18 protein-coding genes are annotated in these 19,306 nt (G+C 71.0%); 4 read left to right on the forward strand and 14 right to left on the reverse strand.

Annotated elements, in window-relative coordinates:
• Positions 1-64 precede the first annotated feature (64 nt).
• Both ACIRB4_RS00110 and ACIRB4_RS00115 read left to right on the forward strand, forming a co-directional pair.
• On the forward strand, positions 65-685 hold the full coding sequence (locus tag ACIRB4_RS00110; protein ID WP_403287502.1) for a DUF47 domain-containing protein: 621 nt from the start codon (positions 65-67) through the stop codon (positions 683-685).
• A gap of 5 nt (positions 686-690) precedes the next feature.
• Complete coding sequence (locus ACIRB4_RS00115; RefSeq protein ID WP_403287503.1) at positions 691-1,689, forward strand: anion permease; 999 nt, start codon at positions 691-693, stop codon at positions 1,687-1,689.
• Between the two features lie 146 nt (positions 1,690-1,835).
• Here the strand turns inward: ACIRB4_RS00115 and pstB are convergent, their stop codons facing one another.
• The 11 genes from pstB to mshD form a co-directional block, all read right to left on the reverse strand.
• Positions 1,836-2,612, reverse strand: coding sequence for a phosphate ABC transporter ATP-binding protein PstB (gene pstB, locus ACIRB4_RS00120; RefSeq protein WP_403287504.1), 777 nt, complete (start codon positions 2,610-2,612; stop codon positions 1,836-1,838).
• Between the two features lie 26 nt (positions 2,613-2,638).
• Positions 2,639-3,718 (reverse strand): phosphate ABC transporter permease PstA, encoded by a 1,080-nt coding sequence (gene pstA / locus ACIRB4_RS00125; RefSeq protein WP_403287505.1) that lies wholly within the window; start codon positions 3,716-3,718, stop codon positions 2,639-2,641.
• The gene (pstC, locus tag ACIRB4_RS00130) at positions 3,715-4,692 is read right to left on the reverse strand and encodes a phosphate ABC transporter permease subunit PstC (RefSeq protein ID WP_403287506.1); all 978 of its coding nucleotides are present in this window, start codon (positions 4,690-4,692) and stop codon (positions 3,715-3,717) included. Before pstC ends, pstA begins: the two co-directional genes overlap by 4 nt.
• Before the next feature lie 106 nt (positions 4,693-4,798).
• Positions 4,799-5,935, reverse strand: coding sequence for a phosphate ABC transporter substrate-binding protein PstS (gene pstS / locus ACIRB4_RS00135; RefSeq protein WP_403287507.1), 1,137 nt, complete (start codon positions 5,933-5,935; stop codon positions 4,799-4,801).
• Between the two features lie 212 nt (positions 5,936-6,147).
• On the reverse strand, positions 6,148-6,546 hold the full coding sequence (locus ACIRB4_RS00140; RefSeq protein ID WP_403287508.1) for an NUDIX hydrolase: 399 nt from the start codon (positions 6,544-6,546) through the stop codon (positions 6,148-6,150).
• Positions 6,543-7,580: a CHAD domain-containing protein gene (locus ACIRB4_RS00145; RefSeq protein ID WP_403287509.1), complete on the reverse strand. Its 1,038-nt coding sequence runs from the start codon at positions 7,578-7,580 to the stop codon at positions 6,543-6,545. The genes ACIRB4_RS00140 and ACIRB4_RS00145 overlap by 4 nt, the downstream gene beginning before the upstream one ends.
• Complete coding sequence (locus ACIRB4_RS00150) at positions 7,567-9,843, reverse strand: RNA degradosome polyphosphate kinase (RefSeq protein WP_403287510.1); 2,277 nt, start codon at positions 9,841-9,843, stop codon at positions 7,567-7,569. The genes ACIRB4_RS00145 and ACIRB4_RS00150 overlap by 14 nt, the downstream gene beginning before the upstream one ends.
• 242 nt (positions 9,844-10,085) lie before the next feature.
• Positions 10,086-10,997, reverse strand: coding sequence for an ABC transporter permease subunit (locus ACIRB4_RS00155; protein WP_403287511.1), 912 nt, complete (start codon positions 10,995-10,997; stop codon positions 10,086-10,088).
• Positions 10,994-11,833: an ABC transporter ATP-binding protein gene (locus ACIRB4_RS00160; protein ID WP_403287512.1), complete on the reverse strand. Its 840-nt coding sequence runs from the start codon at positions 11,831-11,833 to the stop codon at positions 10,994-10,996. Before ACIRB4_RS00160 ends, ACIRB4_RS00155 begins: the two co-directional genes overlap by 4 nt.
• Positions 11,830-12,219: a GntR family transcriptional regulator gene (locus ACIRB4_RS00165; protein WP_403287513.1), complete on the reverse strand. Its 390-nt coding sequence runs from the start codon at positions 12,217-12,219 to the stop codon at positions 11,830-11,832. Before ACIRB4_RS00165 ends, ACIRB4_RS00160 begins: the two co-directional genes overlap by 4 nt.
• Positions 12,220-12,319: 100 nt before the next feature.
• Positions 12,320-13,246 carry a mycothiol synthase gene (mshD, locus tag ACIRB4_RS00170; RefSeq protein ID WP_403287514.1) on the reverse strand — a complete coding sequence of 309 codons (927 nt, stop codon included), beginning with the start codon at positions 13,244-13,246 and terminating at the stop codon, positions 12,320-12,322.
• 120 nt (positions 13,247-13,366) lie between these two features.
• Here mshD and ACIRB4_RS00175 point away from each other — a divergent pair, with 120 nt between their 5' ends.
• Positions 13,367-15,178, forward strand: a complete 1,812-nt coding sequence (locus ACIRB4_RS00175) for a bifunctional metallophosphatase/5'-nucleotidase (protein ID WP_403287515.1) — start codon at positions 13,367-13,369, stop codon at positions 15,176-15,178.
• 90 nt (positions 15,179-15,268) lie between these two features.
• The gene (locus tag ACIRB4_RS00180; protein ID WP_403287516.1) at positions 15,269-16,132 is read left to right on the forward strand and encodes a phosphatidylinositol-specific phospholipase C; all 864 of its coding nucleotides are present in this window, start codon (positions 15,269-15,271) and stop codon (positions 16,130-16,132) included.
• On the opposite strand, the gene ACIRB4_RS00185 is transcribed toward ACIRB4_RS00180, so the two are convergent.
• The 3 genes from ACIRB4_RS00185 to ACIRB4_RS00195 are packed head-to-tail and all read right to left on the reverse strand — an operon-like array spanning position 16,097 to position 19,277.
• Positions 16,097-17,533 (reverse strand): sensor histidine kinase, encoded by a 1,437-nt coding sequence (locus tag ACIRB4_RS00185; protein WP_403287517.1) that lies wholly within the window; start codon positions 17,531-17,533, stop codon positions 16,097-16,099. The two genes, ACIRB4_RS00180 and ACIRB4_RS00185, sit on opposite strands and share 36 nt — an antisense overlap.
• Positions 17,530-18,258 (reverse strand): response regulator transcription factor, encoded by a 729-nt coding sequence (locus ACIRB4_RS00190; protein WP_403287519.1) that lies wholly within the window; start codon positions 18,256-18,258, stop codon positions 17,530-17,532. The genes ACIRB4_RS00185 and ACIRB4_RS00190 overlap by 4 nt, the downstream gene beginning before the upstream one ends.
• A 47-nt stretch (positions 18,259-18,305) precedes the next feature.
• Positions 18,306-19,277, reverse strand: coding sequence for a S1C family serine protease (locus ACIRB4_RS00195; protein ID WP_403287520.1), 972 nt, complete (start codon positions 19,275-19,277; stop codon positions 18,306-18,308).
• Between the last annotated feature and the right edge of the window lie 29 nt (positions 19,278-19,306).

The raw sequence follows: 19,306 nt of genomic DNA on the forward strand, positions 1-19,306 counted from the left end.
AGCCGTGGCCGGATGATGCGCCTAGCATCAGCCTGACCGAAACCCAGCACCCCGAGGACCCCACGTGCGATTTCGTCTGACCCCCAGGGAGACGAGCTTCTACGACATGTTCGCCGCGTCCGCGGACAACATCGTCACGGGCTCGAAGCTCCTGATGGAACTGCTCGGAGCGGACGCCTCCGCCCGGGTCGAGATCGCGGAGCGGATGCGGGCAGCGGAACACGCCGGTGACGACGCCACCCACGCGATCTTCCACCAGCTGAACTCCTCGTTCATCACGCCGTTCGACCGCGAGGACATCTACAACCTCGCGTCGTCCCTCGACGACATCATGGACTTCATGGAGGAGGCCGTCGACCTGGTCGTCCTCTACAACGTCGAGGAGCTCCCCAAGGGTGTCGAGCAGCAGATCGAGGTGCTGGCCCGTGCCGCGGAGCTGACCGCCGAGGCCATGCCGCACCTGCGGACGATGGACAACCTCACCGAGTACTGGATCGAGGTCAACCGCCTCGAGAACCAGGCCGACCAGATCCACCGCAAGCTCCTCGCGACGCTCTTCAACGGCAAGTACGACGCCATCGAGGTGCTCAAGCTCAAGCAGATCGTGGACGTGCTGGAAGAGGCCGCCGACGCCTTCGAGCACGTCGCGAACACGGTGGAGACCATCGCGGTCAAGGAGTCCTGAGCTTCGTGGACACCTTCGCTCTGGTCGTGACCATCGGTGTCGCGCTCGGCTTCACGTATACGAACGGCTTCCACGACTCCGCCAACGCCATCGCCACCTCCGTGTCGACCCGGGCGCTGACCCCGCGGGCGGCGCTGGCGATGGCGGCGGTGATGAACCTGGCGGGCGCGTTCCTCGGCAGCGGCGTCGCCAAGACCGTCAGCAAGGGCCTGATCGAGACGCCCGCGGGCAGCAAGGGGATGGGCATCCTCTTCGCCGCGCTCGTCGGCGCGATCGTCTGGAACCTGGTCACCTGGTACTTCGGTCTTCCGTCCTCCTCCTCGCACGCGCTGTTCGGCGGCATGGTGGGCGCGGCGCTCGCGGGCGGGATCGACGTGATCTGGTCCGGGGTGCTCGAGAAGGTCGTCATCCCGATGTTCATCTCGCCGGTCGTCGGGCTGCTCCTCGGCTACCTCGTCATGTGCGCGATCCTGTGGATCTTCCGCAAGGCGAACCCGAGCAAGGCGAAGCGCGGCTTCCGGATCGCCCAGACCGTCTCGGCGGCGGGCATGGCGCTCGGCCACGGTCTGCAGGACGCGCAGAAGACGATGGGCATCGTGGTGATGGCCCTGGTCATCGCCGACGTCGAGCAGGCCGGCGACGCGATTCCCGCCTGGGTCAAGATCGCCTGTGCGGTGATGCTGTCGCTCGGTACGTACGCGGGCGGCTGGCGCATCATGCGGACCCTCGGCCGCCGGATCATCGAGCTGGACCCGCCGCAGGGCTTCGCCGCCGAGACGACGGCGGCGTCCGTGATGTACACGGCGTCGTTCATGTTCCACGCGCCGATCTCCACGACCCATGTGATCACCTCGGCGATCATGGGTGTGGGTGCCACCAAGCGCGTGAACGCGGTGCGGTGGGGTGTCGCCAAGAACATCATCCTGGGGTGGTTCATCACGATGCCGGCCGCGGCGCTGGTCGCGGCGGTGAGCTACTACATCGTCAAGCTGTTCTTCGGCTGATCCGCCGCCCCGGGTGCGGAGACTCCGCCCCGACGGAACGTAAACGGGCCCGGCTCCCCAGTGGGGGAGCCGGGCCCTTCGTCGTGCGGTGGCACCGCCATGCAGCACCGCAGGACGCCACGCGGCGGAGCCGCATGGTCGATGGGCTATCCGAAGCGGCCGGAGATGTAGTCCTCGGTCGCCTGGACGCTCGGGTTGGAGAAGATGCGGTCGGTGTCGTCGAGCTCGATCAGCTTGCCCGGCTGGCCCACGGCCGCCAGGTTGAAGAAGGCCGTACGGTCCGACACCCGCGCCGCCTGCTGCATGTTGTGCGTCACGATGACGATCGTGAAGCGCTCCTTCAGCTCACCGATCAGGTCCTCGATGGCGAGGGTGGAGATCGGGTCGAGCGCCGAGCAGGGCTCGTCCATCAGCAGGACCTCGGGCTCGACCGCGATCGCGCGGGCGATGCACAGACGCTGCTGCTGACCGCCGGAGAGACCGGAGCCCGGCTTGTTCAGACGGTCCTTGACCTCGTTCCAGAGGTTCGCGCCCTTGAGGGAGCGCTCGACGATCTCGTTGAGCTGGGACTTCTTGTACGAGCCGTTCAGGCGCAGACCCGCCGCCACGTTGTCGAAGATCGACATGGTGGGGAACGGGTTCGGGCGCTGGAAGACCATGCCGACCGTGCGGCGCACGGCGACCGGGTCGACGTGGGAGCCGTACAGGTTCTCGTCGTCCAGCATCACCTTGCCCTCGACGCGGCCACCGGGGGTGACCTCGTGCATCCGGTTCAGGGTGCGCAGGAAGGTGGACTTGCCGCAGCCGGAGGGGCCGATGAAGGCCGTCACCGAGCGGGGCTCGACCGTCATGGAGATGTCGTCGATCGCCTTGTGGGCGCCGTAGTACGCGGAGAGGCCGCTGACGTCGATTCGCTTGGCCATATCAGTTCACTTCCAAAGTGCCGCGGTCAGCGGCCGGTCTTCGGGGCCTTCCAGCGGGCGATGCCGCGGGCCACCAGGTTGAGGATCATGACGAAGGCGATCAGGACGAGCGCGGCGGCCCAGGCGCGGGCCACGGCGGCGTCGGTGCCGACCGCGTACTGCTCGTACACGTAGAGCGGCAGCGAGGACTGGGCGCCTTCGAAGGGGTTCGGATTGATGAGCTTCGTACCGAACACGAGGAGCAGGACGGGGGCCGTCTCACCGGTGATGCGGGCGACCGCGAGCATGACGCCCGTGGTGATGCCGCCGATCGCGGTGGGCAGGACCACCTTCAGGATCGTGCGCCACTTCGGGATGCCGAGGGCCAGGGAGGCCTCGCGGAGCTCGTTGGGGACGAGCTTGAGCATCTCTTCGGTGGAGCGGACCACGACCGGCATCATCAGGATCGCGAGGGCCATGGCCCCGGCGAATCCGGAGGGCCCGAAGCCCAGCATCAGATTCCAGGTGGCGAGGATGAACAGACCCGCGACGATCGAGGGGATGCCCGTCATGACGTCGACGAAGAAGGTGACGGCCTGGGCGAGCTTCCCGCCGCCGTACTCGACGAGGTAGACCGCGGTCAGCAGGCCGATCGGCGCGGCGATCAGGGTGGCGATGCCGACCTGTTCCATCGTGCCGAGCAGCGCGTGGTAGACACCGCCGCCGGCCTCGGCGTCCAGGACGCCGTTCATCGAGTGGGTGAGGAAGTACGGGTCGAGGACCTCGAGGCCCTTGCTGACCGTGACCCAGGCGAGGGAGAACAGCGGGACGACGGCCAGGATGAAGCAGACCCAGACGAGGCTGGTCGCGACGCGGTCCTTGGCCTGGCGGCTGCCCTCCACCTTGGTGGTGATCGCGTAGGTGGCGAGGACGAAGAACAGCGCGGCGATCAGGCCCCACTGGACGCGGCTGTGCCAGCCGGCCGCGAGCCCGAGGCCGACGGCGGCGGCGATCGACCCGACGGCGACGGCGGCCGGGGTCCAGCGCGGAAGCCGGGCGTGCCGCAGCGGGTCGTGCTTCACGGGGGTGGTCGTCACGGGCGGACGCTCCTGAATGGCGCTGCTCACGCGGCGGCTCCCGAGTACTCCTTGCGGCGGGCGATGATCCACCGGGCCGCGCCGTTGACCAGCAGGGTGATGGCGAAGAGGACGAGGCCGGAGGCGATCAGCGCGTCCCGGCCGAACTCGTTGGCCTCGTTGAACTTCGCCGCGATGTTCTGGGCGAACGTGCCGCCGCCCGGGTCGAGGAGGCGGCCCGAGATGACGAAGCTGGGCGAGAGGACGACCGCCACGGCCATGGTCTCACCGAGGGCGCGGCCCAGGCCCAGCATCGAGGCGGAGATGATGCCCGAGCGGCCGAAGGGGAGCACCGAGATGCGGATGACCTCCCAGCGCGTGGCGCCGAGGGCGAGCGCGGCCTCCTCGTGCATCTTCGGGACCTGGAGGAAGACCTCGCGGGTCACGTTGGTGATGATCGGCAGGATCATGATCGCCAGCAGGATGCCGACGGTGAACAGGGAACGGGCGACGCCGTCGCTGGTCTTGTCGAAGATGTACGTCCAGCCCATGTACCGGTCGAGCCACTCGTTCAGGCCGGCCAGGTAGGGGACCAGGAAGATCGCGCCCCACAGGCCGTAGATGATGCTGGGCACGGCGGCGAGCAGGTCGACGAGGTACGCGAGCGGCTTGGCCAGCTTGCGCGGCGCGTAGTGCGAGATGAACAGCGCGATGCCGATGGCGACCGGCACGGCGATCACCATGGCGATGACCGACGACACGACGGTGCCGAAGGCGAGGACGGCGATGCCGAAGACGGGCGGGCTGCCGGCCGGGTTCCACTCGGAGGTGGTGAGGAAGTTCGTGGAGTCCTGCGAGATGGCGAGGACCGAGCGGTAGGTGAGGAAGCCCGCGATCGCGGCCATGATCACCAGCAGGGCGATGCCGGAGCCGCGGGACAGACCGAGGAAGATCCGGTCGCCGGGGCGGGTCGCGCCGTTGGCGCGTCCCTTGTCTATGGGTGGTGTGGATGTGGTCGTAGCCATCGGTCTCTCCGGTCTGCGGGGCCGGTACGCGTGTACGGGCCCCTGGCGGCGGTGCACCGGATGCCGGGGCCGGCCCGTCGTGTGACGGGCCGGTCCCGGCCGGGGATCAGGACAGGGTGGGGACGATCTCGCGGACCTTGGTCGCGATCTCGGCCGGGATCGGGGCGTAGTCGGCGTCGGCGAGGACCTTCTGGCCCTCCTCGCTGATGGCGTAGTTGAGGAACGCCTTCAGGGTCGGCAGGGTCTCCGCCTTGTTGCCCTTGTCGCAGGCGATCTCGTAGGTGACGAGGACGATCGGGTAGGCGCCCTCGGCCTTGGTGGCGTAGTCGAGCTCCAGGGCCAGGTCGTTGCCGGTGCCCTTCACCTTGGCGGCGGCGATGGCCTTGGAGGCGTTCTCCGTGGTGGCCGCGACCGGGGCGGAGGCGCCGGTGTTGATGCTGACCGTGGGGATCTTGTTCGCGGTGGCGTAGGAGAGCTCGAAGTAGCCGATCGAGCCCTCGGCGTCCTTGACCGCTGCGGCGACACCGGAGGAGCCGTTGGCGGCCTGGCCACCGGGGGCCGGCCACGACTTCGACTTCGGGTCGTGCTTCCAGTCGGCCGGGGCGGCCGTGGAGAGGTACTTGCCCAGGTTCTGGGTGGTGCCCGACTCGTCGGAGCGGTGGAATGCCTGGATGGTGCTGCCCGGCAGCTTGGCGCCCGGGTTCAGCTTGGCGATCGCCGGGTCGTTCCACTTGGTGATCTTCGTGTCGAAGATCTTGGCGAGGGTGGGGGCGTCCAGGACGAGGTTGTCCACGCCGTCCAGCTTGTAGCCGATGGCGACGGGGCCGCCGACCATCGGCAGGTTGATGCCCTTGCCGCCCTTGCAGATCTTCTGCGACGCGGCGACCTCGTCCTCCTTGAGCGCGGAGTCGGAGCCCGCGAAGGCGACCTGGCCCTGGTTGAACTTGGTGATACCGCCGCCGGAGCCGATGGACTGGTAGTTCACCTCGACGCCGGAGCAGGCGGCCTGGAAGTTCTTGACCCACAGGTCCATGGCGTTCTTCTGCGCGCTGGAACCGGCGGCGAGGAGCTGACCCTTGGCGTCGTCGCACTTGATGTTCGATGCGGCGGCGGAGGTCTTGTCGCCGTTCGGGGTCGTACCGGTGTTGTCGTCCGAACCACACGCCGTGAGAACCAGGGCGCCGGAAACGGCGAGGGCACCGAGCGCGGTGGCGCGAAGCCCGTTCTTGCGCGAAAGCTTCACTTTCGGGTGTTCCTTCCAGAAGCCGCCTGGCGCGGACCTTGACCTGTCCTCAACGTTGTACGGCGGCGCGTGTCGGGGTTGCCGGTGCGTCACTCAGCTTGTGCACCTTGTACGGCCGAAATTAGGCAGAACAGGTGAAGCGGCTGGCGGAACAGGGTGAACGGCAAGTGAACCGTGCCGGAAGGCCGGGTGCGGGGACGCCGGGCGGCGGGCTATCGGGGTGTCGCGGCCGGCAGCGCGTCGAGGACCTCGCGGTCCTGCGCCCGGGTGAGGCGGGCGCGGGCGGCGGCCGGGGGGAGCCAGACCAGCCGGTCGACCTCGCGGCCGGGCGTGAACGTGCCGCCCAGGGCGCGGGCCGACCAGTACCGGACCTCCTTGGGGCGCCCCTTCACCACATAGCGGACCGTGGGGAGGCGGTCACCCGGCTCGCACGCCTGGCCGGTCTCCTCCAGGACCTCGCGGACCGCGCACTCCCGCGCCGTCTCGCCCGGTTTCAGCTTCCCTTTCGGGTGCGACCAGTCGTCGTACTTCGGCCGGTGGATCAGCGCGATCTCGATGCCCCGGCCCGAGGGGGCCGGGCGCCACAGGACGCACCCGGCCGCCCGGATCACGGGACCCCCGCCGTCGCTCTCCGCCAGGCCCGCTGGAAGGCGAACCTGGCCGCCTCGACCTCGTGGCGCTGGTCCGCGTGGAGGACGCCGAGGGCGTAGGCCGTGGCCGGGGCGATCCGGGGGGTGCGGGCCGCCGTGGCCGCGGCGGCGGCGGCCTCGGCGGCGTCGCGGTGGCGGTCGAGGGCGCGGCCGGCCTCGTACAGGACCGGGTCCGGGTCGGTGCCCGCGTGCAGGACCTCGCAGGCGTACCGGTGGAGGCGCAGCAGGAGCCGGGCCTGGTGCCAGGGCGTGTCCTGGGACTCGCCGGCCGCGAGGGCGAGGGCGTCGGCGTTGTACGGGTGGGCGGCCCGGGACAGCGGCAGGCCGGCCACGGCGTCCAGGAGGCGGCGCTCGACGCTCTCGGCGGGCGCGTCGAGGACCTCGATCGCCGGGGCCGCCGCCGCGGGCCCCAGCGGCACCTCGGAGGCGAGGAGCGCGACCGCGTCCGCGACCGCGTGGAAGCGGGAGGAGCCGAGCGCCTGGAGGGCGGCGGAGTGGGCTCGCGTACGGGCGAGGGTGAGCTGGCGTTCGAGCAGGGCGCCGGCGCGGGCGGCGCCCACCGTGAGCCCCGTGCCTTCCGCGCCCCGGGCGGCCGGTACGGCGCCGCCTCCGCTCGACAGGCGGGACAGCGCGTCCACTAGCCGGACGAGCCGGGAGGTGCAGGCGTGCTCCAGGGCGAGCGTGCCGGAGAGCCAGGCCAGCTCGGTGCGGAGCTGGTCGGCCCAGGAGGCGTCCAGGAGCGGCCGGAAGGTGTGCAGGGTTCCGCTGATCCTGCGGGCGGCGGACCGCAGGGCCCGGGCCGCCTCCTCCGAGCCGCTGGTGTCGGCGCCGCTCTCCGCGTGCAGGCGCAGGGCGCGCAGGAAGTCCGCGGCGCGTGCGTGGAGGTAGGGGGCGAGGATCTCGCCCGCGGTGACGTCGGTGGTCCTTCCTGGAGAGACTCCGGTGGTCACCCCCGCGGGGGCTTTCGTGGTGCGGTCGTGGTCAGGGCTGTGCACGCCGGCGCCTCCGCGCGTCGATGAGCATCTCCTGGACGTGCCGCAGCGGCTGGCCCTCCGGGTCGGTCGCGTGCCGCGTCCAGTTCCCGTCCGGGCCGAGGTGCCAGGAGGAGGTCGTGTCGGACATGCCGGTCTCCAGGAGCCGGCTGAGGGCGGCCCGGTGGGCCGGGTCGGAGACCCGTACGAGGGCCTCGATACGGCGGTCCAGGTTCCGGTGCATCATGTCGGCGCTGCCGAACCAGACCTCGGGTTCGCCGCCGTTGCCGAAGGCGAAGATCCGGGAGTGCTCCAGGAAGCGGCCGAGGATCGAGCGGACCCGGATGTTCTCGGACAGGCCGGTGACGCCGGGCCGCACCGCGCAGATGCCGCGGACCCAGATGTCGACCGGCACGCCCGCCCGCGCCGCGTGGTAGCAGGCGTCGATGACGGCCTCGTCGACCATCGAGTTGACCTTGATCCGGACGTAGGCGGGCCGCCCGGCCCGGTGGTGGACGATCTCCTTCTGGATCCGGGAGACCAGTCCGTCGCGCAGGGACTTGGGGGCGGTGAGCAGCCGCCGGTAGGTCTCGCGACGGGAGTAGCCGGAGAGCCGGTTGAACAGGTCGGAGAGGTCCGCGCCGACCTGCGGGTCGGCCGTCAGGAGGCCGAGGTCCTCGTAGAGCCGGGCCGTCTTGGGGTGGTAGTTGCCGGTGCCGACGTGGGAGTAGCGGCGCAGCAGCTCGCCCTCCTGCCGGACGACGAGGGAGAGCTTGCAGTGCGTCTTGAGGCCGACGAGGCCGTAGACGACATGGCAGCCGGCCTCCTCCAGCTTGCGCGCCCACTTGATGTTGGCCTGTTCGTCGAAGCGGGCCTTGATCTCGACGAGGACGAGGACCTGCTTGCCGGACTCGGCGGCGTCGATGAGGGCGTCCACTATCGGCGAGTCGCCGGAGGTGCGGTACAGCGTCTGCTTGATGGCCAGCACGTCCGGGTCGCCGGCGGCCTGCTCCAGGAACGCCTGGACGGAGGTGGAGAAGGAGTCGTACGGGTGGTGGAGCAGGACGTCCCGCTCGCGCAGCGCGGCGAAGATGTCGGGCGCGGAGGCCGACTCGACCTCGGAGAGGTCGCGGTGGGTGCCGGCGACGAACTTCGGGAACTTCAGCTCGGGCCGGTCCAGGGAGGCGATGCCGAAGAGCCCGGTCAGGTCGAGCGGCCCGGGCAGCGGGTAGACCTCGGCGTCGGAGACCTTCAGCTCGCGTACCAGCAGGTCCAGGACGTACGGGTCGATGGACTCCTCGACCTCCAGCCGGACCGGCGGCCCGAAGCGGCGCCGCATGAGCTCCTTCTCCAGGGCCTGGAGCAGGTTCTCCGCGTCGTCCTCCTCGACCTCCAGGTCCTCGTTCCGGGTCACCCGGAACATGTGGTGCGCCAGCACCTCCATGCCGGGGAAGAGCTCCTCCAGGTGCGCGGCGATGACGTCCTCCAGGGGGACGTAGCGCTGCGGGGAGGCCTCCAGGAAGCGGGAGAGCAGCGGCGGCACCTTGACGCGCGCGAAGTGGCGGTGGCCGCTGACCGGGTTGCGTACGACCACGGCGAGGTTGAGGGAGAGCCCCGAGATGTACGGGAAGGGGTGCGCGGGGTCGACGGCCAGCGGGGTGAGGACGGGGAAGATCTGCTGCCGGAAGAGCGTGAAGAGCCGCGCCTGCTCCTTCTCGGTCAGCTCCGGCCAGCGGATCAGGTGGATGCCCTCGTCGGCGAGGGCCGGGGCCACGTCCTGTTGGAAGCAGGCGGCGTGCCGGGCCATGAGCTCGCGCGAGCGGGTCCAGATGAGGTCGAGCACCTCGCGGGGCTGGAGCCCGGAGGCGGAGCGGGTGGCGACGCCGGTGGCGATACGGCGCTTGAGGCCGGCGACGCGGACCATGAAGAACTCGTCGAGGTTCGACGCGAAGATCGCGAGGAAGTTGGCCCGTTCGAGGAGGGGGGTGGCGGGGTCCTCGGCCAGTTCGAGAACCCGCTCGTTGAACGCGAGCCAGCTGCGCTCGCGGTCCAGGAAGCGGCCCTGGGGGAGTTCGCCCGCGGCGTCGTCGCCCTCGTACGCGTCCGGATCGGCGTCCAGGTCGGGTGCGAGGTCCGAGACCGGGCCCGCGTGGACGGTGTGGGGGCGGTGCGCGGCTATGGAACCGACGGTCGGCTGGCCGTTCCGACCGTTCGGGGCCGGCGTCGTGGGCGTCGCGGACGGCTGTGCGGAGGACTGGACCGGGACCTCGGCGGGCTGCTGGCTCATGGCCCCATTCTTCCGCGCGAAGGGCTGGTCGGGCGCGTCGGAGCGGGCCGTGGTGGAGGGAAGTCTCCCTTTCGGGAGCGCGGGCACGGCGGGCGTCATTGCGTGAGCGTCGCAAGCGTCTCTGAATGCGCGGTAACGAGGACGTGTCGTACCGGAATCGGCGCGGGGCCCCAGCGGGGCCCCCGCGGCGGTTGCAAAGGGTGCCTGGTTCTACGGACGCCGGGCTCTACTGGCGCCCGGCTCTACGGGTGCCGGGCGCGCAGGACGCGGAAGGCGGCGAGGAGCGCGAGGGCGGCGAGGGCGAGGACGATGCCGGTCTCGATGAGATGGGTGGGCCAGAAATGGGAGGCGGGATGGTAGTCGATGTACCGGGCGGCGATGTTCTCGTCCGACCGGCACACCCCGTTCTCGTCGAGCGGCTCGGCGCAGAACCAGCCGGGCAGCCGCTCTCCCGCGGTGCTGATCAGACCGGAGTCCGTCTCCAGCGCTCCGTCGGGCACCCAGAGCGTGGGGCCGGCCGGGCCGGTGATCGTGCGCACCGGCAGGAAGTCCCAGCGCAGCGCGTGCAGCGCGAGCAGCACCGCTCCCACCACCACGCCGGTCACCGACATGGCGACCAGCGTCCGGCGGACGAGCTGGCCGACGAGCGCGCCGACTGCGACGGCGAGCAGCCCGTGCGCGACGAGGAGGGGTCCGGTCGACTCGTACGTGCCCCGCTCGTCCCAGGTGAACTGCCAGTCGCCCGCCACCCGGGCCAGGCCGAGGGCGTAGGCCGCCATCAGCGCCAGCGTGCCGCCGACCGTCACCGCGCCGGCGACCAGCAGCTTCGAGGCGAACCAGTGGCGCGGTGAGACGGACTGGGTCAGCGCCAGCTTGTAGGTCCCCGACTCCAGCTCGTGGGCGACCAGCGGGCCGGCGACGAACGCGCCGACGAGCAGGGGCAGGACGACCATGCCGACGGCGAAGTACTCCATGCCCCAGCGCAGCAGCGTGTAGCCGTTGTCCTGGTTGGTGCCGGGGGTGCGGGAGTCCCAGAAGCGCAGGCCCGCCATGCAGACGAGGCTCAGCCCGGCCGTGGCCGCGACCGCCCGCAGCGCGCTCCGGTGCTGGCGGGCTGTCACCCAGTACGTGCCCTTCAGGGCGAGGCTGCTCATGCGGAGGCTCCTTCGGGGGTGCGGGCGGCGCGGAGGTGGGCGAGGAGGAGCTCCTCCAGGGAGGGTTCCGAGGTCTGCCAGGCGCCCTCGACCGGCACGCCGTCGTTGCGTACGAGTGCGGTCAGCTGACGGCCCGTCGTACGGGAGTCGACGACCGGGTGCGGGGCGAGATCGGCGACCGGGCCGGTGAGCAGGGTGTGCGCGGCGAGGAGGTCGTCGACGGCGCCGTCGAGGCGGATCCGGCCGCGGTCGAGGAGGAGCAGGTGGTCGCAGGCGCCCTCCAGCTCGGTGAGGATGTGCGAGGACATGACGACCGTGGTGCCGTGTTCGGCGGCGTCGGCCATCAGGGCGCCCATGAGTTCATGGCGGGCCAGGGGGTCGAGGTCGGCCATCGGCTCGTCCAGGAGGAGCAGTTCCGGGCGCTTGCCCAGGGCGAGGGCGAGCGCGAGGCGGGTGCGCTGACCGCCCGAGAGGGCGCGGACACGGGCCTTGCGGTCCAGGGCGCCGGTGATCCGTTCGGTCAGGTCCGCGTCCCAGCGGCCGGGGTTGAGCTCCCGGCCCATCCCGAGGGTCTCGGCGACGGTGAGCCGCGGGTAGAGCGGCTTGTCCTGGGACACGTAGGCGAGCTTCTCGCGGGCCGGGGCGCGGAGGGTGCCCTCGGTGGGCCGGAGCAGTCCGGCCGCGAGGGCGAGGAGCGTGGACTTGCCGGCGCCGTTGGGGCCGACCAGCGCGCAGACGCGGCCGGCCGGGAGGCGGAAGGTGCAGTCGTCCAGGGCCCGGTGCCGCCCGAATCGCCTGCCGAGGCCGTCGGCCTCCAACGCCGTGTCGTGGGTCATGCGTCGTCCCCCTCGAAGTGTTCGTCCAGTACGGAAGTGAAGAGCGCCGCCACGTCGTCCCGGTCCAGCCCCTCGGCCCGTGCCCGCCGGGCCCAGTCGGCGAGTTCGCCGCGCAGGGGGGAGGCGGCGGCCGGGGCGGTTCCGAGCGTGGCGCGGATGAAGGTGCCCAGGCCGCGGCGGGCCTCGACGAGGCCCTCGCGCTCCAGTTCGCGGTAGGCCTTGAGGACCGTGTTCGGGTTGATGGCCGTGGCCTCGACGACCTCGCGCGCGGTGGGCAGCCGGTCGCCGGGTTCCAGGACGCCCATGCGCAGGGCCTGTTTGGTCTGCTGGACGATCTGGAGGTAGGTGGCGATCCCGCTGCGCCGGTCGATCCGGTACTCGAGCATGCTCTTCCACCACCCTTTCACTAATCAAGTAGTGAAAGGGTGGTGGAGAGAAGGGGGCGGTGTCAACCGCCCCCTTGTCCCAGGGGTTCAGGCCTCGGCCTCAGGACTCCGTGCGGTACATCAGATCCACCTCGTGCGTCACGAAGCCCAGCCGCTCGTACACCGTCACCGCCGCCGTGTTGTCCGCGTCCACGTAGAGCATCGCCGTCGGCAGCGTCTGCGCCGCCAGGTGCCGCAGCCCGATCGCCGTGAGCGCCTTGCCGAGACCGCCGCCCTGCGCCTCCGGCAGGATGCCGATCACGTACACCTCACCGAGCTGCTCCTCGGCGTGCACCTTCGTCCAGTGGAAGCCGATCAGCCGCCCCTCCTTCTCCGCGAGGAAGAAGCCCTTCGGGTCGAACCACGGCTCCGCCATCCGGTCGTCCAGATCGCGCTGGGTGAGCGACCCCTGCTCGGGGTGGTGGGCGAAGGCCGCCGCGTTGACGGCCAGCCAGGCCGCGTCGTCCTGGCCGGGGACGAACGTACGGACGGTGACGCCCTCGGGCAGCACCGGCTCCGGAATGTCCAGCGGCACCAACGGGCGGCGCAGCTGGCGCAGTTCGCGGAAGAGGGTCAGGCCGAGCACCTGCGCCAGATGGCGTGCGGCCGACTTGCCGCCGTGCGCCCACACCCGCAGCCGCTTGCCCGAGGCGGCGAGCAGGGCGGTGCCGAGCGCCCGGCCGTGCCCCCGCCCGCGGTGCGAGGGGTGCACCACCAGCTCGGCGGCCGGGGCCTCCACCGGGTCGGTGTCCTCCAGCTGGGCGTAGCCGTAGAGCCGCGGGCCGACGGTGAGCAGGAAGTGCCGTACGCCCTCCCGCTTGCCGTGGCGCAGATACAGCCGCCCCTGCTCGGACACCGCGTGCATGCCGTCCGCGCGCTCCGCGGCCTCCAGCAGGTCGAGGACGTCCTGGACCTGCTCGGGGGAAAGCTCGTCGAGGGTATGGATCTGCCGTCCGGGTTCGAGGGCCGGTGCCACGTCAGAAGTCATGGGACGAGCGTACGGCGCACCCGGAAGCAACTGTCTTGTAACCCGCTACCCCCTGTTGCGCTACGCGCGTTGACTCTAGGCTGCGGCGGCAGACGGAGTCACAGAGGAACAAGGGGAGCGATGTCAGCGACACCGAAGAAGAACAGGGCGAGCCGGCGGATTCTCGCCGCCGGTGCGGGACTTGCGACCGTCGGCGCGCTCGTCGCCGCCCTGCCGGCCGGCGCGGCCCAGGACCGGGGGCAGGCGACGGGTCACGGATGGGGCCGGACCGTCGACGTCCAGCTGCTCTCCTTCAACGACCTCCACGGCAACCTGGAGCCGCCGGCCGGTTCCTCCGGACAGGTCACACACGTCCACGAGGACGGCACCACGGAGAAGATCGACGCCGGCGGTGTCGAGTACCTCGCCACGCACCTGCGCCAGGCGCGTGAGGGGAACCGGTACTCCATCACCGCCGCCGCCGGTGACATGATCGGCGGCTCGCCGCTGCTCTCCGGCCTGTTCCACGACGAGCCGACCATCCACGCGTTGAACAAGCTGGACCTCGACGTCACCTCGGTGGGCAACCACGAGTTCGACGAGGGCGCGCGCGAGCTGGCGCGGATACAGAACGGCGGCTGTCACCCGACCGCCGGCTGCTTCGTCGACGGCAAGACCTTCGAGGGCGCCGACTTCCCGTACCTCGCCGCCAACGTGACGGACGAGAAGACCGGCAAGCCGCTGCTCGACCCGTACTTCGTCTGGGAGAAGAACGGCGTCAAGATCGGATTCATCGGCGTCACCCTGGAGGGCACGCCGAACATCGTCACCGCCGAGGGCGTCAAGGGCCTGAAGTTCGGCGACGAGGTCGAGACGATCGACAAGTACACCAAGATCCTGGAGCGCAAGGGCGTCAAGTCCATCGTCGCCCTGGTCCACGAGGGCGGCGCCCCGGCCTCCTCGGCGTACAACTACGACTGCGACAGCCCCGGCCCGGGCGACGGCATCTCCGGCCCCATCACCGAGATCGCCAAGAACGTGAACCCGCAGGTCGACGCGTTGATCACGGGTCACACGCACCAGGCGTACGTGTGCACCGTGCCGGACCCGGCCGGCAAGCCGCGCCTGGTCACCTCGGCGTCCTCGTACGGCAAGCTCTACACGGACACCACGCTCACCTACGACCGCCGCACCAAGGACATCGTCCGCGCGTCGGTGGAGTCGGCCAACCACGTCGTCACCCGTGACGTGCCCAAGGCGCAGGACCTGAGCGACCTGATCCGCGACTGGAACGCGCTTGCCGCCCCGATCGCCAACCGCCCGCAGGGCTGGATCGCCGCCGACATCAACGGCCGCGGCTCGACGGCGTACGAGAAGCCGCTCGGCGACCTGATCGCCGACGCCCAGCTGGAGGCCCTGGCACCGGTGGACAAGGGCGGCGCGCAGCTGGCCCTGATGAACCCCGGCGGCATCCGCTCGGACCTGGTGTACAAGGCGTCCGGCGCCGAGGGCGACGGCGTGGTGACGTACGGGGAGGCCTTCACCGTGCAGCCGTTCACCAACATGATGAACGTCGTCGACCTGTCCGGCGCAAACCTGCTCGCCGCGCTGAAACAGCAGGTCAGCGGCTCCAACGCGGCCTCGGTGAAGATCCTCCAGGTCTCGAAGGGGTTCACGTACACGCTCGACATGACGAAGACCGGCGCGGACCGGGTCGTGGACGGCACGGTCAAGCTGAACGGTGAGCCGATCGACCCGGCCAAGACCTACCGGGTCGCGATGAACGAGTTCCTGGCGGGCGGAGGCGACGGCTTCCCGGCGCTTGCGACGGGCACGAACAAGCTGGTCGGCGCGTCGGACCTGGACATCTTCAACGCGTACCTCGCGGCACACTCCACGGCCTCGGCGCCGCTGGCGGTGCCAACGGCGGACCGGATCACGGTCGTCAAGTAAGTCCTACAGGGAGGGGCGAGGGTCCGCCGCGGCGGTCCGTCGCCCCTTCTCTCTGGTGCCGATTGACGCGTACGCGTCATAATCCGGCGCATGGACCGACGAAGCTTTCTCGCGGGAGCCGCGGCGACCACCGCCACCGTTCTCATCGGAGCCCCGCCCGCCCACGCGCGTACGCGGGCGCTCACCACGCAGGACTGGATGGCCGGCCACGGCGACCCCACCCCGCTCCAGAAGCTCACCCTCCCCGGCACCCACAACTCCGGCGCACGGCAGGGCGGCCTCTGGGTCGCCTGCCAGAACACCACCATCGCCCAGCAGCTGGACAGCGGTATCCGCTTCCTGGACGTCCGCTGCCGGGTCACCGGAGACTCCCTCGCCATCCACCACGGCGCGTACTACCAGAACCTGATGTTCGGTGACGTCCTCGTCGCCTGCCGGGACTTCCTCGCCGCCCACCCCACCGAGACCGTCCTCATGCGCGTCAAGCAGGAGTACTCCGAGGACTCCGACGCCACCTTCCGCCGGATCTTCGACCACTACCTCGACGTACGCGGCTGGCGCTCCCTCTTCCGCATCGGCGACGGCCTGCCCACCCTCGGCGAGGCCCGCGGCCGGGTCGTGCTCCTCGCCGACAACGCCGGCCTGCCCGGCGTCCGCTACGGCGACGGCGCGCTCTTCGACATCCAGGACGACTACATGGCCGAGCCCGGCGCCAAATACCCCCAGATCGAATCCCACTTCCGCAAGGCCGCCACCCATCCCGGCAAGCTCTACGTCAACTACGTCTCCACCGCCGCCCTGCTCCCGCCGCGCTGGAACTCCGACCGCCTCAACCCCAAGGTCCACTCGTTCCTCGACGGCACGGCGAGCGGCTGGAGGGGCCTCGGCATCGTCCCGATGGACTTCCCCAACACCCGTTCAGGTCTGGTCGAATCGCTCATCCGGCACAACTGACAGCTCCGGCGGCGGAGTCGGCGCCCCCGGCAGGCGGATCACCGCCGCCGTGCCGCCGCCCTCCGCCGGCCGCAGCGCCACCGTGCCGCCCGCCTGCTGGACGGTCCGGGCCACGATCGACAGGCCGAGGCCCGAGCCGGGCAGGCTGCGGGCCGACGGCGAGCGCCAGAAACGCTCGAAGACATGGGGGAGCTCCTCGGCCGGAATGCCCGGCCCGTGGTCGCGGACCGTCAGCTCGCCCCGCATCAGGCTCACCTCGACCGTGCCCCGGGGCGGCGAGAACTTCACCGCGTTGTCCAGCACGTTCACCAGCGCCCGCTCCAGAGCCGCCGGCTCCGCTCGCACGTACCAGGGAGCCAGATCCGTGACGAAAGTCAGCTCGGGCCCGCGCAGCCGCGCCCGGTCGAGCGCCGTGCGCAGGATGCCGTGCAGCGCGACCACCTCCAGCGGACCCGGCTCGGCCGCGTCCGGGCGGGCCAGCTCCTGAAGATCGCCGATCAGCGCGGCCAGCTCCGTCATCTGCGCCTTCACCGACGCCATCAGCGCCAGCCGGTCCTCCGGCGGCAGGGCCCGCCCCGTCTGCTCACTGCGGGCCAGCAGTTCGATGTTGGTCCGCAGCGAGGTCAGCGGGGTCCGCAGCTCGTGCCCGGCGTCCGCGATCAGCTGCGCCTGCCGGTCCCGCGAGGTGGCCAGCGCCGCCGTCATCGCGTTGAAGGAGCGCGAGAGACGGGCGACCTCGTCCTCGCCCTCGACCGGGATACGGACCGTCAGGTCCTCCGTCCGCGCCACATGCTCCACCGCCCCGGTCAGCCGGTCCACCGGCCGGAGACCGGCCCGCGCCACCCACAGCCCGGCCGCGCCCGCGCCGACGACACCGATGCCGGAGACCAGCAGCAGCACCCAGGCGAGCGTGGACATCGAGTTGTCGATCTCCGAGAGCGGCCGGGCGACGGAGACCCCCACGATCGTGTTCTGGAAGGCGGCCTGCGGATAGGTGAAGACCCGCATCTCCGCGCCGTTCTCGGCCTTCGTCGTGTGCATGCTGTACGTCGCCTGACCGCGCGCCACGGCCACGTCCCCCGGCCGCACGGGAATCGGCGAGGAGCCGTACGTACAGACCCTGCCGTCCGCGAGGACGATCTGCCAGGTGTACGAGCCGGTCGTCGGCACCGGCGGGGTCTCGACCCTGCGCGCGCAGGTGAGCGCCAGATCGGCCACCGCGCTCTCGTCCAGCCTGCTGTCGCGCAGCGACGAGTCCAGCTCGGCCTCCAGCTGCGCCCGCGTCACGAACCAGCACGCCGCCGACACCGCCGCCACCGCCAGGGCCACCGCCACCGCCGTGAGCAGCGCCAGGCGTGACCGCAGCGGCCGCGACCGGAACCACGCCGCCGGACCGCTCACTCCGGGCCCCCGCCGCGCAGCACGTACCCCACGCCCCGCACGGTGTGGACCAGACGCGGTTCCCCGCCCGCCTCCGTCTTGCGCCGCAGATACATCACGTACACGTCCAGCGAGTTCGAGCTCGGCTCGAAGTCGAAGCCCCAGACCGCCTTCAGGATCTGCTCCCGGGTCAGCACCTGCCGGGGGTGCGCCAGGAACATCTCCAGGAGCGTGAACTCCGTGCGCGTCAGCTCCACCGCGCGGCCCCCGCGCGTCACCTCGCGGGTCACCAGGTCCATCCGCAGGTCCCCGAAGGCCAGCACGTCCGCGTCCGGCCCGTCGCCGCCGTCCGCCGCCGCGTACGAGCTGCGGCGCAGCAGGGCCCTGATCCGGGCGAACAGCTCGTCCAGCTCGAACGGCTTCACCAGATAGTCGTCGGCGCCCGCGTCGAGGCCGGTGACCCGGTCGCCGACCGTGTCCCGGGCCGTCAGCATCAGGATCGGCACGGTCGAGCCGGACGAGCGGATGCGGCGGGCCGCCGTCAGGCCGTCCATGCGCGGCATCTGCACGTCCAGGACGACCAGATCGGGGGCGTACGACTCCATCTTCGCGAGGGCGTCGAACCCGTCGACGGCGTCCTCGGTCCCGTACCCCTCGAAGGCGAGACTGCGCCGCAGGGCCTCCCGTACGGCGGGCTCGTCGTCGACGATGAGGATGCGGCCGCCTTCATTCACCGGACCAGTCATGGCCCAAGCGTCGCACGGGGCGGGCGGGCCGGATCGGTCGCCGCCGTTCAGTTTCCGCCGCCGGAGCGCAGCTCGTCCAGATCGGCCTTCAGGGTGTTCACCGGAATCGCGAATCCGAGGCCGACACTGCCGGCCGAAGAACCGTTCGAGGCGCTGGGCGCGTACATCGCCGAATTGATTCCGATGATCTCGCCGTTCATATCGATCAGCGCGCCGCCGGAATTCCCCGGGTTGAGCGAGGCGTCGGTCTGGATCGCCTTGTACGTCGTCTTCGACGAGCCGGTGTCGCCGTTGAACTGCTGCCCGCCGAACTCGAACGGCCAGCCCTGCCGCTCGTCGTACCGGGGCTGCTGCCGCTGGTCCTGGCCGTCGTCCTTCGCCACCGTCACATCGCGGTCGAGCGCCGAGACGATGCCGCTGGTGACCGTGCCGGTCAGGCCCTCCGGCGAACCGATCGCGACCACCTCGTCGCCGACCTTCACCCGGTCGGAGTCGCCGAGCGTGGCGGCCTTGAGGCCGGACGCACCCTCCAGCCGGATCAGCGCCAGGTCCTTGGCCGGGTCCGTGCCGACGACCCGGGCGTCGTACGTCCTGCCGTCGGCGAGCCGCACCTTGACCGAGGAGGCGCCGGAGATGACGTGGTTGTTGGTGACGACCTCGCCGTCACCGGTGATGATCACGCCCGAGCCGGTGGAGCTGCCGGAGGCAGAGGTCGCGGAGATCTCCACGATGGACGGGGAGACGGCCTGGGCGACGCCGGCGACCGTGCCCTTGCCGCTCGTGGAGATGTTCGTGCCGCTGACGCCCCCGGCCGTCGGCGCGCCGGCCGCGGTGAGCTGCTGCACGAGCGTGGCCGTGCCGCCGCCGACCGCGGCCGCGGCGATCGCCACGGCGGCCAGCAGGCCCACGCCCCGCCTGGCCCGGCGGTGCGGCAGGGGCGCGGGGGCCTGGCCGTACGGCGGGTGCGGGGGCTGCGGCGGGAAGTACGGCTGCTGCGGCTGCTGCTGGTAGTCCGTCATGGGTACGACTTTGGGAGCCGTACATGAGA

This window comes from Streptomyces sp. NPDC093600, from assembly GCF_044764755.1.
Taxonomy (GTDB): domain Bacteria; phylum Actinomycetota; class Actinomycetes; order Streptomycetales; family Streptomycetaceae; genus Streptomyces.